Genomic DNA, 14,820 nt, shown 5'->3' with positions numbered 1-14,820 from the left:
TCATTATAAATTATTTGACTAGAGTTATTAATAGAGCTCAGGTTAGTGTATAATTTTAGTATATTGTGTTTCTTTAAGAGGATTTAAAGTGAAATTTAAAATAAAATTTATGCTAAAAACATTAATTTTGCCTCTTGTTTTTTAGCTTTGATGCATGTCATAAAAACTATGGATAATTTTTCTTTTTTGAGTGCTCTTAATGCACAGTTTATAGAGGATATGTACTATGATTATACACGTAATCCAGATGGTATAGATCCCTCTTGGAGATCTTTTTTTCAAGGATATGATTTTGGGAAAAAGACTTATGGACAAAATCATAGGCAAGACCATGTGTCAGTCGCTGAAATCCCAGAGGATGTAAAAAAAGAATTTGACGTAATTTCTCTAATAGAAGATTATTCTAAGAGGGGGCATCTATTTACAAGGACTAATCCAGTCAGAAAACGCAGAAAGTACAGACCTAAATTAGATATTGAAAATTATGGGTTGTCCGACCAAGACTTAGAAAAAGAATTCCAAGCTGGTACGACCGTAGGTCTTGGGAGAGCTAAATTAAAAGATATAATATCTCATTTAAAATCGGTCTATTGCAGTTCCATAGGCATAGAATACAAATATATTAGAGATCCCCAACAGGTAGAATGGATAAAAACTAGAATCCATCACAGGGGCAATAAACCAGATTTTAAAGTAGAACAAAAACGACGTATTCTTCACAAATTAAGTCAAGCTGTTGCTTTTGAAAATTTTTTACACTCAAACTTTATAGGACAGAAGAGGTTTTCTATTGAAGGAGGTGAATCTGTCATTCCAGCTCTAGACGCTATGATAGAGAGAGGGGTTAAGTCAAATGTTCAAGAGATTGTAGTTGGAATGTCACACAGAGGCAGGTTAAATGTGTTGGCCAATATTTTCGGGAAGACTTACGATGCTATCTTCAACGAATTTGAAGGGAAAGATTTTGAAGAAGATATTCTATTCGATGGAGATGTAAAATATCATTTGGGCTGGTCTTCTACATATCCAACTCAACAGGGTAAAAATGTAAAGATGACTCTAGCCCCTAACCCTTCTCATTTGGAGTCAGTTGGTTGTGTGGTAGAGGGAATCAGTCGTGCTAAGATAGATAATGAATACAATGGTGATAGTGACAAATTAATTCCTGTAATCATACATGGAGACGCCGCCATAGCAGGTCAGGGGGTTGTCTATGAGATCACTCAAATGGTTAATCTAGACGGATATAAAACAGGAGGGACCATACATTTAGTAATAAACAATCAAATAGGATTTACTACTAATTACATAGATGGACGTTCTAGTACTTATTGTACCGATGTGGGGAAAGTAACTTTATCGCCTGTCATACACGTCAATGGAGATGATGTGGAATCTGTAGTTCACTCTATAGAATTTGCCGTAAATTACAGAATGGCATTTAAAAAAGATATCTTTATAGATCTCTTGTGTTATAGAAAATACGGACACAATGAGGGAGATGAACCAAAATTCACACAGCCTAAGTTGTACGATATAATAGCCAAACATCCAAATCCAAGAGAGATTTACAAAGCTAGATTACTTCAGGAGGGAGTAGCAGGTGAAGATATAGTAATAGAAGAAGAATTAGAGTTTAAAAAGCTTTTGCAGGATAGATTCGACAAATCTAAGGAAAGCAAAAGAAGTGTTATAACGCCATTTATGGAAGAAGAATGGATCGATTATACAATTCCTAGTTCTACCGATGATATATATAAGGATATTGACACTGGATATCCGTTAGAAAAAATAAAACAAATCACCGATGCCATAACTACTATTCCTAAGGATAACTGTTTTATAAAAAAGATAGAAAAGTTATTGTCTAGTAGGAGAGATATGGTCAACAAGACAGACAAAATAGACTGGGGAATGACCGAATTACTGGCTTACGGTTCTCTTTTAGAAGAAGGATTTAATGTGAGGTTATCTGGTCAGGATGTAGAAAGGGGAACTTTTTCACACAGACACGCCATAATAAGAGATATAGATTCAGAAGACAGGGTAAACCTATTAAATAGTATAAGTAAAACTCAGGGCAATATGAGTGTGTTCAACTCTAATTTGTCAGAATATGCAGTTATGGGCTTCGACTATGGTTATGCTATGGCTTCACCTAAAACCCTTACTATATGGGAGGCTCAATTTGGTGATTTCAGCAATGGAGCTCAAATAATAATAGATCAGTATTTGTCCTCAGCTGAGGATAAATGGAAGATCCAAAACGGTTTAGTAGTGCTTTTGCCTCACGGTTATGAAGGGCAAGGAGCTGAACACTCTTCAGCTAGAATGGAGAGGTATTTACAACTGTGCGCTCAAAACAATATGAGAATAGCCAATTGCTCTACTCCATCTAATTTCTTTCATCTCTTGAGAGAACAAATGCACAGGGATTTTAGAAAACCTCTGATAGTATTTACTCCTAAGAGTTTGTTGCGCCATCCCTTATGTACTTCTTCAGTGGAAGAATTAACAAGCGGAAAATTTCAAAAGGTCATAGATGACGATTCTAATGATAAATCTATAGATAAATTAGTCTTTTGTTCAGGTAAATTATACTATGAATTATTATCAGAGAGAGAGAGGTTAAATAGAAAGGATATAGCTCTAGTAAGAGTAGAACAGCTCTATCCTTTTCCTGAAGAAGAAATTATTTCTCTCATAGAGAAGTACAATGCAAAAAAGGTTTTCTGGGTTCAAGAAGAGCCTAAAAACATGGGGGCTTGGTCTCATATTTTATTGAGAGCTAGGCATATCCCTTTTGAATTAATCTCTAGGGATGAAAGCGCTTCTCCTTCATCAGGCTCTATAGTTAGAGCTCTTTACAGGCAGAAGAAGGTAATAGATAGTGTGTTTGAAAAATAAATTTTTACTTAGCTAAAAGTATTAATTTAATACAGTTAGTTGTAAATATCCTAAAATAAAATTGTAGTATGGTAGAAATTAAGATACCTAGTCCAGGTGAGTCAATATCGGAAGTAGAAATAGCATCTTGGCTAGTTCAAAATGGAGATTATGTAGAAAAAGAGCAAACCATAGCTGAGATAGATTCAGATAAAGCTACTTTAGAGCTACCTGCTGAATGTAGTGGTGTGATTCACATAAAAGTGGAGGAAGGAAATACTGTAAAAGTTGGAGAAGTGGTTTGTCATATAGACACCACAGCTTCAAAACCAGACAAAGCAGAATCAGTTAAAAACACAAAACCAACAGTAGAGACTCCTGTAATGGAATGTAATTCTCCTAAAAAAGAATCTTATGCTACGGGAACACCTTCTCCATCTGCTAAAAAAATGATGGAAGAGGTGGGAGTGTCAAAAGTAGATGGATCTGGAAGAGATGGCAGAATAATAAAAGAAGACGTCGTAAAAGCCGTAGCTGCTATGGGATCAAACCCTATTGGCAACAGAGGGGCATCTAGAAAGAAAATGTCTCTGCTCAGGAAAAAGATATCTCAAAGGCTCGTGTCAGTAAAAAACGAGACTGCTATGCTGTCTACTTTCAATGAAGTAGATATGAGCGCTGTGATGTCTCTAAGAGAAAAATACAAAGATAGATTCAATGAAAAACACGGTGTGAAGTTGGGCTTTATGTCTTTTTTCACCAAGGCTGTTGTGAGGAGTTTAGGGTTATATCCTGATGTTGGATCTATGATAGATGGCGATGAACAGATAACTTATGCTTATTCAGATATAAGTATAGCCGTATCAACTCCTAAGGGATTGATGGTTCCTGTCTTAAGGAATGCCGAAACTATGTCTTTTAAAGCTATAGAGTTAGAAATAAAGAAATTATCTATAAAGGCTAGAGAAGGAAAATTGTCTTTGGACGATATGATAGGAGGTAATTTTTCAATTACAAACGGCGGGGTATTTGGATCTATGTTATCCACTCCTATTATAAATCCTCCTCAAAGCGCTATTTTGGGTATGCATAATATAGTCGATCGTCCAGTAGTTGTAAATGGAAATATAGAGATTCGTCCTATAATGTATGTAGCACTATCTTATGATCACAGAATTATAGATGGAAGTCAGTCTGTCAGTTTCTTAGTCGAGCTTAAGAAAGCTATAGAAAACCCTACAGAGCTACTTATGGATGGCAGAGAAGAATTATCCTTAGAATTATAAATTCCCACTTATGTATGTAATAAAAAGAGATGGCAGAAAAGAGAAGGCTTCTTTAGATAAGACAACAGCGAGGATAGAGGAGTTATCATCAGATTTAAATGTAGATCCTATAATGGTGGCACAGAAAGTAGTGGCTGGATTATACGATGGCATATACACCTCTGAGATAGATAATTTTTTGGCTGAAACAGCAGCTATGATGATTATAGATCATCCCGACTATTCTATTTTAGCCTCTAGAATAGCTATAAGTTCTCTACACAAAGAGACCAAAGGTTTTTTAGACTCCACAGAGAAGTTATACCAACAGGGAACGCTATCTAAATCTTATTACGACTTAGTAAAGGCTAATGGTAAAGCATACGAATCTCTTATAGATTACAAGAGAGATTTTGATTTTGAATATTTTGGATTTAAGACCTTAGAGCGTTCATATTTAATTAAATACAAAGGCTTTTCGTATGAGAGGCCACAGGATATGTATTTGCGAGTGGCTATAACTGTAGCTGGCGACGATTCCATAGAAAAAGTTAAAGAGATCTATGATTTGATGTCTCAAGGGTATTACACACATGCTACTCCTACATTATTCAATTCTGGCACTACTCTTCAACAGCTCAGCTCTTGCTTTCTCTTAGGTATAGAAGACGACTCCATAGAGGGGATTTTCAACACTTTGAAAGAAACTGCTATCATAAGCAAAACAGCTGGAGGCATAGGAATACACGTACATAATGTAAGAGCTACTGGATCCCCTATAAAGGGGACCAATGGCATTTCCAATGGAATCATCCCTATGCTCAAAGTATTTAACGAAACGGCCAGGTATGTAGATCAAGGTGGAGGCAAGAGGAAAGGAAGTTTTGCAGTATATATAGAACCTTGGCATTTTGATATAGAGGCTTTTTTAGATTTGAAGAAAAATCATGGAAAAGAAGAGTTTAGAGCGAGGGATTTATTCTTAGCCCTATGGGTTCCCGATCTCTTTATGAAAAGGGTAGAAGAAGGAGGAGACTGGACATTGATGAGTGAATCAGATTGCCCTGGTTTGTCTGATGTCTACGGAGATGATTTTGAAAAATTATACACGAGATATGAATTAGAGGGAAAAGGGAAAAAAGTCATCCCTGCTCAACATCTTATGACTAAGATTATAGAATCTCAATCTGAGACGGGGGTTCCTTATATGTTGTATAAAGACGCTTGTAATTCAAAGTCTAATCAAAAGAATATAGGAACCATAAAATCGTCTAATCTATGTGCCGAGGTAATAGAGTATTCCGACGGCAATGAAACAGCTGTATGTAATCTGGCTAGTATAGCTCTCCCTATGTTTGTAGACGGCGATAAATACGATTTTGAAAGTTTACACAGAGTTGCAAAAGTAGTAACCAAAAACTTGGATAAAATTATAGATAAGAATTTTTATCCAACAGAAAAGACATATCGCTCTAACAATAATAATAGGCCTATTGGAGTTGGTGTACAGGGGCTAGCAGATGTGTTTTTCAAACTTAGATTACCGTATGATTCTCAAGAGGCTAGAGCCTTAAACAAAGAGATTTTTGAAACTATATATCACGCGGGCATGGAAGCTTCCATGGAGATTTCAAGAGAAAAAGGTCCTTATAGAAACTTTGAAGGATCTCCTATCTCACAAGGAATATTTCAATTTCAGATGTGGGGAGTCGAGCCGTCTAAGCGATACGACTGGGATAAATTGAGAAAAGATATAAAGGAATACGGCGTTAGAAATTCACTGATTACCTCTTTAATGCCTACGGCTTCTACAGCACAGATATTAGGCAATACAGAAGCTTTTGAAATACAGACTTCAAATATTTACAAGAGACAGACTCTCTCTGGAGAATTTTTGATGGTAAATAAATATCTCATAAGAGAACTAAAAAATATAGGTATTTGGAGCAATGATATGAGGGCCAAGATAATTATTAATAATGGTTCTGTTCAGAGTATTAACGAGATTCCCGATGACATAAAAGAGATATATAAAACGGTATGGGAGATGTCTCAAAGAGTAGTTATAGATATGAGTGCCGATAGAGCTCCTTTTATATGTCAGAGTCAGAGTATGAATCTATGGTTGTCATCTCCTTCTTTAAAACAGGTGTACTCCATGCATATGTACGCTTGGAAAAAAGGTCTTAAAACTGGCATGTATTACCTCAGGACAAAACCATCTGTAAACGCTGTTAAGGTAACTCTGAAAGATGAAAGTGTTTTGAGAAATGTCGAAGATGTTGAAGATTGCATTATGTGCGGTTCTTAAAATTAATGTTTGAAAGTGTTAGCAACAAGATTAAATGATTGTAAAAAATAAATTCAGTTTATTTCCTATAAAGGAGACAGAGATATGGGATAGATATAAATCGCATGAGAGTGCTTTTTGGACCACAGAGGAATTAGATTTTTCTCAAGATATGAAAGATTTTGAGAAACTCTCTGAAGGAGAAAAGCATTTTATAAAGCATGTATTGGCTTTTTTTGCTCAGTCCGAAGGTATGATAAATGAGAATCTACTCACTCGTTTTTATGGAGAGATACACATTGCTGAAGCTAGATGTTTTTTGGCATTACAGGCTTTTAATGAGGTCATACATGCTGAAACATACGCCTTGCAATTAGAGACTTATATTCCCGACATGCAAGAGAGAGAACTTCTTTTTAACGCCATTGAAACGGTTCCAACGGTAAAAAAAAAAGCAGAATGGGTGAAAAAGTGGATAGCCTCTGATAGTCCTTTACCTATACGTTTAGTAGCCTTTGGATTAGTGGAAGGCTTGTTTTTTGCAGGCAGTTTTTGCGCCATATATTACTTTAGAAAAAAGGGTCTTTTACCTGGTCTAGCCGCGAGTAATGACCTTATAGCAAGGGATGAAGGATTGCATTTTAGTTTTTCGGCATTGATGTTTGAGACTATAAATAATTACAAAAACCAAGGTGTATGGGAAGGTATAGTCCGTGAACCTGAGTTAATAGATCAGACAGTATCTCAAGGTCTATTTGAAGAAATAGTTACAGAAGCTGTGCTTTTAGAACAGGAGTTTGTAAACGAGGCTTTGCCCGTATCCCTAATAGGTATGAATGCTAAGTTGATGTCAGAATACATAGAGTCTACAGCGGATCTCATAGCTGAACTGTTTGGATTTGAAAAAGTTTTCAACACAAAAAATCCATTTGACTTTATGAGACTACTTGATGTAGAAGGCAAGACTAACTTTTTCGAAAAAAGAGTTACAGAATATAAAAGGATATCAGATAGAGAAATAATGTTTACCGATGATTTCTAAAATGTCAGAATACACAGTATATGAATTTTACGCAGATTGGTGCTCTCCTTGCAAACAATTTGAGCCAATATTTAAAAATGTAATGGATAAGAGCTTTACAGATATCCCTTATAAGACTATAGATATTAGCAAAAATGAAGATTTAATTGAGAAATTTAACATAAAAAAGATTCCTACTGTAGTAATAACAAAAGGTGAAGAAGAAATAAATAGATGTGGTATAAAATCTGCAATAGATTTTGAACTTTGGCTGAATGAAAATATTCCTACTTCAAGTATAGATAATGTAGTTAATTTTTAAAATTGGTTCTCATTTTTTTTAGGATAAGAGTTACTGTACAACAAATTAAAGATACTACCTGAGTTGGATTAATAATTTTAGTTAAAACATGTGTTATCAATGGTTAGGAAATTGCTGTAGTCATTACGGAGATGCTCTTGTTCTGTTATAACCTGTAAAATTAAAAGCCAAGTATTCCGTTTTTATGCTCTTTCAAAATTGACATTACATTTTTTTACCCATATTTTGAGGATATAAACCAAACTATAATTTTTAATACTCTACCACTTAGACTAATAAAGCACAACAAAACATAAGGGGTTTTGGTAATCTTTTCCTTTAATGCTTTTGCATTTTCCAAATTGTCAAGATCTAAAATTAAAAGATTAGGTTCAAGACAACTTAAGGTAAATTTACATGCGTGTAACCCCTTATGTTATCTATGAAAAATAAGTATATAATTCGTTCAAGAATTTCTGAGGCAAAATTCAGGTCTATTTTGCGGTTATTTTGCATAGATATTGAAGCGAAAAAAGTTAGTAAATTGACTAATGTAAGTCGTTATACTATCAACAAAATTTTTGACAAATTACGTTTGTTAATTGCTCAAAAATGCGAAGAAGAAAGTCCTTTTAATCAAGGGGAAATAGAATTAGATGAGAGTTATTTTGGAGCTAAACGAGTTAGGGGAAAAAAGGGGACGAGGATCAGGGGGAAAAGTTCCAGTATTTGGTATGTTAAAGAGAGAGGGTAAAGTTTATACACAAATTGTAAAAAACTGCTCATCATCAGTAATAATACCTATTGTAGAGAGCAGAGCAAGTAAAGAAAGTACAATTTATACTGATGGGTTTAAGTCTTATGACGGCTTGGTAAACTATGGTTATAAGAGGCATTATAGAGTAAAACATAGTGAAAATGAATTTGCTAGAGGAGTAAATCACATTAATGGAATTGAGAATTTTTGGGGACTATGTAAAGTTCGATTATCTAGGTTTAGAGGAGTCCATAAGCACAAGTTTTATTATCATCTAAAAGAGTGTGAATGGAGGTTTAATTATCGAAATGAAAATTTGTATTTTTGTCTGTTAAAATGGCTAAGAAAAAATCCCCTTAAGTTGTCTTGAACCTTACTTAATATCTAGTTTATAGATCGACATTCTAGTTCTTCCATAACTGTGAAGGCCTCATCTATATTTTTTATGCCAGATATAGACATTGTCAAAACAGTTGAATCACTTTTAGATTTTAACTCTTTCATAGAAGAGCGATGGTGATTTCTTTGTAAAAAGAGTAATATGTCATTGAAAGTTTCAGACTTGAAAAAAGGTGAATTTTCATCTGATATGAAATAACCTACCATCTTCTGGTTTTTCAATATTATTTTCTCTAAACCCAATTTTTTGGCTTTCCACTTTATCCTCATGGAATTTAATAACCCCTTTGTTTCAATAGGAATATCTCCAAACCTGTCGACTATTCTCTTTGAAAAGGAATTCAATTCTTCTTCATGTCTCATCTTACTCAATTCTTCATAAAGTGATAGCCGTTCATCTACATTACTGATATAGTCACTTGGAAATAGTATTTCAAAATCTGTGTCTATATGACATTCTTTAGAAGCAATAAATATGTTATTTTCAGTATCCTCTGTATATAAATTTTTAAATTCTTTTTTCTTTAATTCCTCTATAGTTTCGTTTAATATCTTTTGATATGTATCAAATCCTATATCGTTTATAAAACCTGTTTGCTCCCCTCCTAAAATATCACCAGCTCCTCTCATTTCCAAATCTTTAGCAGCTATTTTAAACCCAGATCCCAAATTGGAAAACTCCTCTAAAATCTGTAATCTCTTTCTAGATTCTTCGCTCATAGAAATATGAGGAGGAGCTAAGAAATAACAAAAAGCTTTCTTATTAGATCTACCCACTCTTCCTCTCATCTGATGCAGATCGGACAAACCAAAATTATTCGCATTATTTACGATCAGAGTATTAGCATTTGGTATATCTAATCCGTTTTCTATTATAGTGGTAGATATTAGAATATCAAACTCTCCTCTCATAAAAGATAGTATTAATTCCTCTAGTTGTTTACCATCCATCTGACCATGACCTATTCCTATTTTAGCCTCAGGCACTATATTTTGTATAGTGCTCTTTATCCCTTTAATATCACTTATTCTATTATGAATAAAGAAAACCTGCCCTCCTCTAGATATTTCATAAGAAATAGCATCTCCTATGATCTGCTCGTCAAAAGTGATGACTTGAGTTTCTATAGGTTGCCTGTTTGGAGGTGGAGTATTCAATGTAGATAGATCTCTAGCCCCCATAAGCGAAAATTGTAAAGTCCTAGGAATAGGCGTAGCCGTAAGAGTTAAGGTATCTACATTCTTTTTTAAGTTTTTCAATTTATCTTTTACTCCTACTCCGAACTTCTGTTCTTCATCTATAATTAATAGACCTAAATCTTTAAACTCTGCATTGATCAACATATGAGTGCCTATTATTATATCTATTTCACCTTTTTTTAATTTGTTTAAAATCTCTGTTTTCTGCTTTGCAGTTTTAAATCTATTTAAACACTCTACATTACTTGGAAAGTCTTCTAATCTCTTATTAAAAGAGTTCTTGTGTTGAAATGTCAATACCGTTGTAGGGACTAATACAGCTACTTGTTTATTATCGGCTACTGCCTTAAAAGCAGCACGAATAGCTATTTCAGTTTTTCCAAAACCCACATCTCCACATATTAGTCTATCCATAGGAATATCTCGTTCCATATCTTCTTTAACAACTTTGATAGCTGTTATTTGATCTGGAGTTTCTTCATAGATAAAAGAAGCTTCTAATTCTTGTTGTAAATATGTATCTGGACTGAAAGCAAATCCTTTTTTTTGTTTTCTCTCGGCGTATAGTTTGATTAGATCAAAGGCAATATCTTTTATCTTGCTCTTTGTCTTTTTCTTGATTTTACTCCAACTTCCCGATCCTAGCCTAGTCAACTTAGGAGTAGTGCCCTCTTTAGAGTTGAATTTAGATATTTTATGTAAAGAGTGGATACTTATGTATAGAGTGTCATTATCCTTGTATACTAACTTTATGACCTCTTGTCTTTTCCCGTCATTTTCTAATTTCTGTAATCCTCCAAATCTACCTATACCGTAATCTATGTGGGTTACTAAATCTCCTCTCTTTAAGGAGTTTATCTCTTTTAATGTCAGAGAATGTCTTTTGTTATAGTTGTTTTTTAAGTAGAATCGTTGATAACGATCGAATATCTGATGATCGCTATAACAAGCCACTTTATTACCTCTATCTACAAAACCTCTGTGAATAGGATATTGTATCGTGCTGAATTTTATACGAAAATTCACACTTTCAAATATTTCTATGAGTCTACTGGCTTGTTTTTCCCCACTACAGCAAATTATATTTTCTATCCCCTCTTTGGTATTGTTTAGAAGATTATTCCCCAACAACTCGAATTGTTTACTAAAAGAAGGTTGAGGTTCACAAGAAAAGGATACTGTATTATCCACTGAGAAAAATGGCTTGGAAAACTCTATTACAGATAATTTTTTTAATTCTTCGACTATTTCACTATCGCTTAAAAATAGTTTTTCAAGATTTGTGTTTTTCTCTTTTGAGTTATCAAATATTAATTTAATATCCCTTAAAATCACCTGTAGATCATCAGTTATCACTACGGTATCTTCGGGCATATAATCGAAAATACTACTATTTTGTCTAGCTGTTTTGTGTTTACCAGATATATCTTTCAAGATGTCTATACCCTCTACCTCCTGTACTGATAGCTGAGTTGATTCATCAAATAACCTAATGCTATTTATCGTTTGGTCAAAAAAATCAATCCTATAAGGATTTTCATTAGAAAATGAAAATATATCGAAAATACTTCCTCTAATAGAAAATTGCCCAGGAGTAGTAACAAAATCTACCCTATCAAAATTAAAGACTTCTAGTTTACTCTCTAAAGAATCTAAGGATATTGTGTCGCCTACAGAAAGGTGAAATACGTCTTTAATAAACTCCTCTTTGCTGATTAACTTTTCAGAGATAGCATCGGTAAAGGATACTACGATAAAAGGTCTGTTTTGCTTATTTATAGTGTTTATTGCCTCGGTTTGGAATAGAGTTTTAGAGATGCTCCTATCAGCTGTCTCATCGAGATTATTGTAAGAGTTAGAAAAAAAAAGAACTTTGCAATCCTCTTCTAATTTCTCTAATTCATTGAAACAATAGGCTGCGGATTCTTTATCTTTCAACAAAAATAAAAAAGGACTTTTCTTTTCTCTAAAGATGCTATGGGAAAATATTGACAATAGAGATCCTACACTGCCATTTATCCCTATTTTTTTTTTTTTGATTTAAGTATACTTGTGATTTCTTTTATCTGAGTGGACTCTTTATATACTTTTATCAGGTCATTTATTTTTTTCATTATTACAGAGGAATCGTCTGGATATTAGACTAATTTTAAGGCATATAGTTACCCAAACCCAGGTAAAACAAAGTTGTTATTGAAATGTTTTACTTCATATAATTTGAACAACAGTATTCTAAAATATCTATTGCTATTTCGTTTTTACTCTTCAGAGGCAAGTCTATGACTTCATTTTTTGAAATTATATTAATCTTATTAGTATCGTAATTGAACCCAGCTCCTTTATCATTTAGAGAATTTAAGATTATAATATCTGCGTTTTTATCTAAGAGCTTTTGTTTGGCATTCTCCAATTCATTATCTGTCTCTAGAGCAAACCCGACTATTAATTGTCCTTTCTTTTTCTTTCCCAATGATTTTAGTATATCTATATTCTTAACTAATCTCAGGTCAATAATATCTTCACTTTTTTTTAGTTTTAGAGGATATATACTATCTATTTTATAATCTGACACAGCTGCCGACATGATGAGTATATCTGTATTATCAAAATAGTTAATAATTTCATTATACATATCTTCAGCAGAGGTTACATCAATCCTCTTTATGTTTTTATGATTTATCTTGAGATGTACAGGGCCAGTTATCAACACTACTTCAGCCCCCATATTTGCAGCCTCTTGGGCTATTGCAAAGCCCATTTTTCCAGAAGAAAAATTTGTTATAGCCCTCACGGGATCTATATATTCACGTGTGGGGCCTGCAGTTACTAATATTTTCTTTTTGTGTAGAGGAGTCTTCTTAGAAATATCCTCTTTTATAAAGGATACTATGTGTTCTGGTTCTGCCATTCTCCCTAATCCCACCAGGCCACTTGCTAACTCTCCTTTTTCCATGGGGATGATACGATTACCAAAAGAGCGCAGAGTATCGAGATTTTTTTTTGTAGAGGGATGCTCACACATGTATAAATCCATGGCTGGAGAAATATAAACATCACACCTAGCAGATAGATAAGTTAAAATTAAAGGATTATCTGCTAAACCTCTACTCATTTTAGCTATTGTATTAGCTGTAGCAGGCGCTATTAATATCATATCTGCCCAAAGGGATAATTCAATATGATCTATTTGTTCTGAACTTAATACGCCTTCTTTCCTACTTGAAATGTGGACATCGTTTTTGGAAAGAACTGAAAGAGTAAGCGGACTTACAAATCTCACGGCGTTATGAGTCATTAGGATCTTGACTTGAGCTTCTGCTTTTATCAGCAATCTCACCAAATGAGGAATTTTATAAGCAGCTATTCCGCCTGATACTCCTAATAAGATTTTTTTTCCTTTTAAAAAGGACATGTATCTAACAAGTTATTTAGATTCTTGAGCATCAACCCATTCCTGGGCTGCTATCTGTGTAGGTTTTGGAAGCCTTTCGTAGTATTTAGAGACCTCTATCTGTTCTCTGTTTTCAAATACCTCTTCTATGACTTCATTTTCGTATTGAAACTCTCCCAATCTAACTTTGAGATCTTTCTCTATCTCGCTAGAGATTTCCTTAGCTCTTTTACTTATTTTTACTATAGATTCATAAATATTATCGAGTTGATAATCGACTTTATTTTGATCGAAGGCAACTTTATTAGTAGAGTATTTTTTATAAACTTCCATTTTAATTTAATGTTATATATTCTATTGCTTTATAGTGTATGTCTGAGATTTCTTCCATCCATTTGGAATAGTTTTTATTCTCTTTATCAGAGTGTTTTATGAATAACTTACAAGCCGTATCCAAATCTATGAATCTCTTCTTTTTTTTAGATTCTATACTCTTTACAGCCAACTCATAAGCAGATTTTGCTCTGTAATAGTATATCTCGCTGGTAAATTTATTCCCTGGATAGTCATTTAAAACTGTACCTAAAGCCACCACAGCGGCTTTGTATTTTTTTGTGCTGTAATATATTTTAGCGTTTTCAAAAGCCTTTTTTTCTATTTTTTCTCTTAGCTCAGACATCAACTTATTACACTCCTCTACATATTTGGAATTAGGATATTTGTTAGTAAACTTTTGCAGATAAGGTATTGCATTATGCGTGCTTTCTTGATCTAAATAATATTTAGGAGAATCTAAGTAATAACAGTATGCCGATAGATACGCAGCGTATTGGGCATTTTCATTGTGTGGAAAATTTTTCTCGAAATTTTTCAACTGCTCAGCAGCTACTATATAATACCCCTTGTTATAAGAACACATTGCATTGTAATAAGAAAACTCTTCCATTTTTTCTAAGCCCCTGTAGTATGGTAATATATTCTCAAAAAACATACTAGCCGTTTCGTAGTCCCCTTCGTTATAATACTTAAGAGCCAACTTTTCCTTTTCTTCTAAAGAGCTACTGTTTAGTACATCATCAAGGGATGCACACGACCATGACAAGGTTATAACTAAAATGAATAGGCAATAATAAAGGTGATTTTTTATCATATTTTTTTCTAAAAAATGCAGCGAAGGTAAGAAACATTTCGCATACTGGTTTAATACAATAATGAGTTACAAGGGTAACAGATTTTGAAAGCCTAAATATAAAGTTTAATCTTTGCTAACCTGAGTTTTTGTCAATTAAACTAAGATTATTGAGAAATTA

The 14,820-nt window shown here is 33.7% G+C and carries 10 protein-coding genes and 1 pseudogene; 6 read left to right on the top strand and 5 right to left on the bottom strand.

Translation table 11 applies throughout. From position 1 onward, the window contains the following. The first annotated feature begins 168 nt into the window (after nucleotides 1-168). The 5 genes from JBKA6_RS01370 to JBKA6_RS01350 all read left to right on the top strand — a co-directional run bounded on the left by JBKA6_RS01370 (nucleotide 169) and on the right by JBKA6_RS01350 (nucleotide 7,784). Nucleotides 169-2,907, top strand: coding sequence for a 2-oxoglutarate dehydrogenase E1 component (locus JBKA6_RS01370; RefSeq protein WP_096687321.1), 2,739 nt, complete (start codon nucleotides 169-171; stop codon nucleotides 2,905-2,907). Between the two features lie 68 nt (nucleotides 2,908-2,975). After that, nucleotides 2,976-4,172 carry a 2-oxoglutarate dehydrogenase complex dihydrolipoyllysine-residue succinyltransferase gene (gene odhB / locus JBKA6_RS01365; protein WP_096685107.1) on the top strand — a complete coding sequence of 399 codons (1,197 nt, stop codon included), beginning with the start codon at nucleotides 2,976-2,978 and terminating at the stop codon, nucleotides 4,170-4,172. Between the two features lie 10 nt (nucleotides 4,173-4,182). Further along, on the top strand, nucleotides 4,183-6,462 hold the full coding sequence (locus JBKA6_RS01360; protein WP_096685106.1) for a ribonucleoside-diphosphate reductase subunit alpha: 2,280 nt from the start codon (nucleotides 4,183-4,185) through the stop codon (nucleotides 6,460-6,462). A gap of 34 nt (nucleotides 6,463-6,496) precedes the next feature. Next, on the top strand, nucleotides 6,497-7,483 hold the full coding sequence (locus JBKA6_RS01355) for a ribonucleotide-diphosphate reductase subunit beta (protein WP_096685104.1): 987 nt from the start codon (nucleotides 6,497-6,499) through the stop codon (nucleotides 7,481-7,483). 1 nt (nucleotide 7,484) lies between these two features. Continuing rightward, nucleotides 7,485-7,784 (top strand): thioredoxin family protein, encoded by a 300-nt coding sequence (locus JBKA6_RS01350; RefSeq protein ID WP_157776864.1) that lies wholly within the window; start codon nucleotides 7,485-7,487, stop codon nucleotides 7,782-7,784. Nucleotides 7,785-7,998: 214 nt separating this feature from the next. On the opposite strand, the gene JBKA6_RS08045 is transcribed toward JBKA6_RS01350, so the two are convergent. Continuing rightward, entirely contained in the window at nucleotides 7,999-8,142 is a 144-nt protein-coding gene (locus JBKA6_RS08045) for a BT4734/BF3469 family protein (protein WP_096685095.1), read from the bottom strand. Between the two features lie 54 nt (nucleotides 8,143-8,196). Here JBKA6_RS08045 and JBKA6_RS01340 point away from each other — a divergent pair. After that, nucleotides 8,197-8,890 (top strand): annotated as a pseudogene (locus JBKA6_RS01340) (IS1595 family transposase). A gap of 14 nt (nucleotides 8,891-8,904) precedes the next feature. Here JBKA6_RS01340 and mfd read toward each other — a convergent pair. The 4 genes from mfd to JBKA6_RS01320 form a co-directional block, all read right to left on the bottom strand. Next, a complete protein-coding gene (gene mfd, locus JBKA6_RS01335; protein ID WP_231952065.1) occupies nucleotides 8,905-12,060 on the bottom strand; it encodes a transcription-repair coupling factor in 3,156 nt (1,051 codons plus the stop codon). A gap of 262 nt (nucleotides 12,061-12,322) precedes the next feature. Continuing rightward, nucleotides 12,323-13,531, bottom strand: a complete 1,209-nt coding sequence (gene coaBC, locus JBKA6_RS01330; protein ID WP_096685092.1) for a bifunctional phosphopantothenoylcysteine decarboxylase/phosphopantothenate--cysteine ligase CoaBC — start codon at nucleotides 13,529-13,531, stop codon at nucleotides 12,323-12,325. Nucleotides 13,532-13,543: 12 nt separating this feature from the next. Further along, entirely contained in the window at nucleotides 13,544-13,843 is a 300-nt protein-coding gene (locus JBKA6_RS01325; RefSeq protein WP_096685089.1) for a DNA-directed RNA polymerase subunit omega, read from the bottom strand. 1 nt (nucleotide 13,844) lies between these two features. Continuing rightward, on the bottom strand, nucleotides 13,845-14,660 hold the full coding sequence (locus JBKA6_RS01320; protein WP_096685087.1) for an outer membrane protein assembly factor BamD: 816 nt from the start codon (nucleotides 14,658-14,660) through the stop codon (nucleotides 13,845-13,847). Between the last annotated feature and the right edge of the window lie 160 nt (nucleotides 14,661-14,820).

This window comes from Ichthyobacterium seriolicida, assembly GCF_002369955.1.
GTDB lineage: Bacteria > Bacteroidota > Bacteroidia > Flavobacteriales > Ichthyobacteriaceae > Ichthyobacterium > Ichthyobacterium seriolicida.
This window is presented reverse-complemented; position numbering and strand designations above follow the sequence as displayed.

Bases quoted from the DNA above. Each gene is read 5' to 3' on its own strand.
- odhB (WP_096685107.1), top strand. From the start codon at position 2,976: ATGGTAGAAATTAAGATACCTAGTCCAGGTGAGTCAATATCGGAAGTA.
- coaBC (WP_096685092.1), bottom strand. From the start codon at position 13,531: ATGTCCTTTTTAAAAGGAAAAAAAATCTTATTAGGAGTATCAGGCGGA.
- JBKA6_RS01355 (WP_096685104.1), top strand. From the start codon at position 6,497: ATGATTGTAAAAAATAAATTCAGTTTATTTCCTATAAAGGAGACAGAG.
- JBKA6_RS01350 (WP_157776864.1), top strand. From the start codon at position 7,485: ATGTCAGAATACACAGTATATGAATTTTACGCAGATTGGTGCTCTCCT.
- JBKA6_RS01325 (WP_096685089.1), bottom strand. From the start codon at position 13,843: ATGGAAGTTTATAAAAAATACTCTACTAATAAAGTTGCCTTCGATCAA.
- JBKA6_RS01320 (WP_096685087.1), bottom strand. From the start codon at position 14,660: ATGATAAAAAATCACCTTTATTATTGCCTATTCATTTTAGTTATAACC.
- JBKA6_RS01370 (WP_096687321.1), top strand. From the start codon at position 169: ATGGATAATTTTTCTTTTTTGAGTGCTCTTAATGCACAGTTTATAGAG.
- JBKA6_RS01360 (WP_096685106.1), top strand. From the start codon at position 4,183: ATGTATGTAATAAAAAGAGATGGCAGAAAAGAGAAGGCTTCTTTAGAT.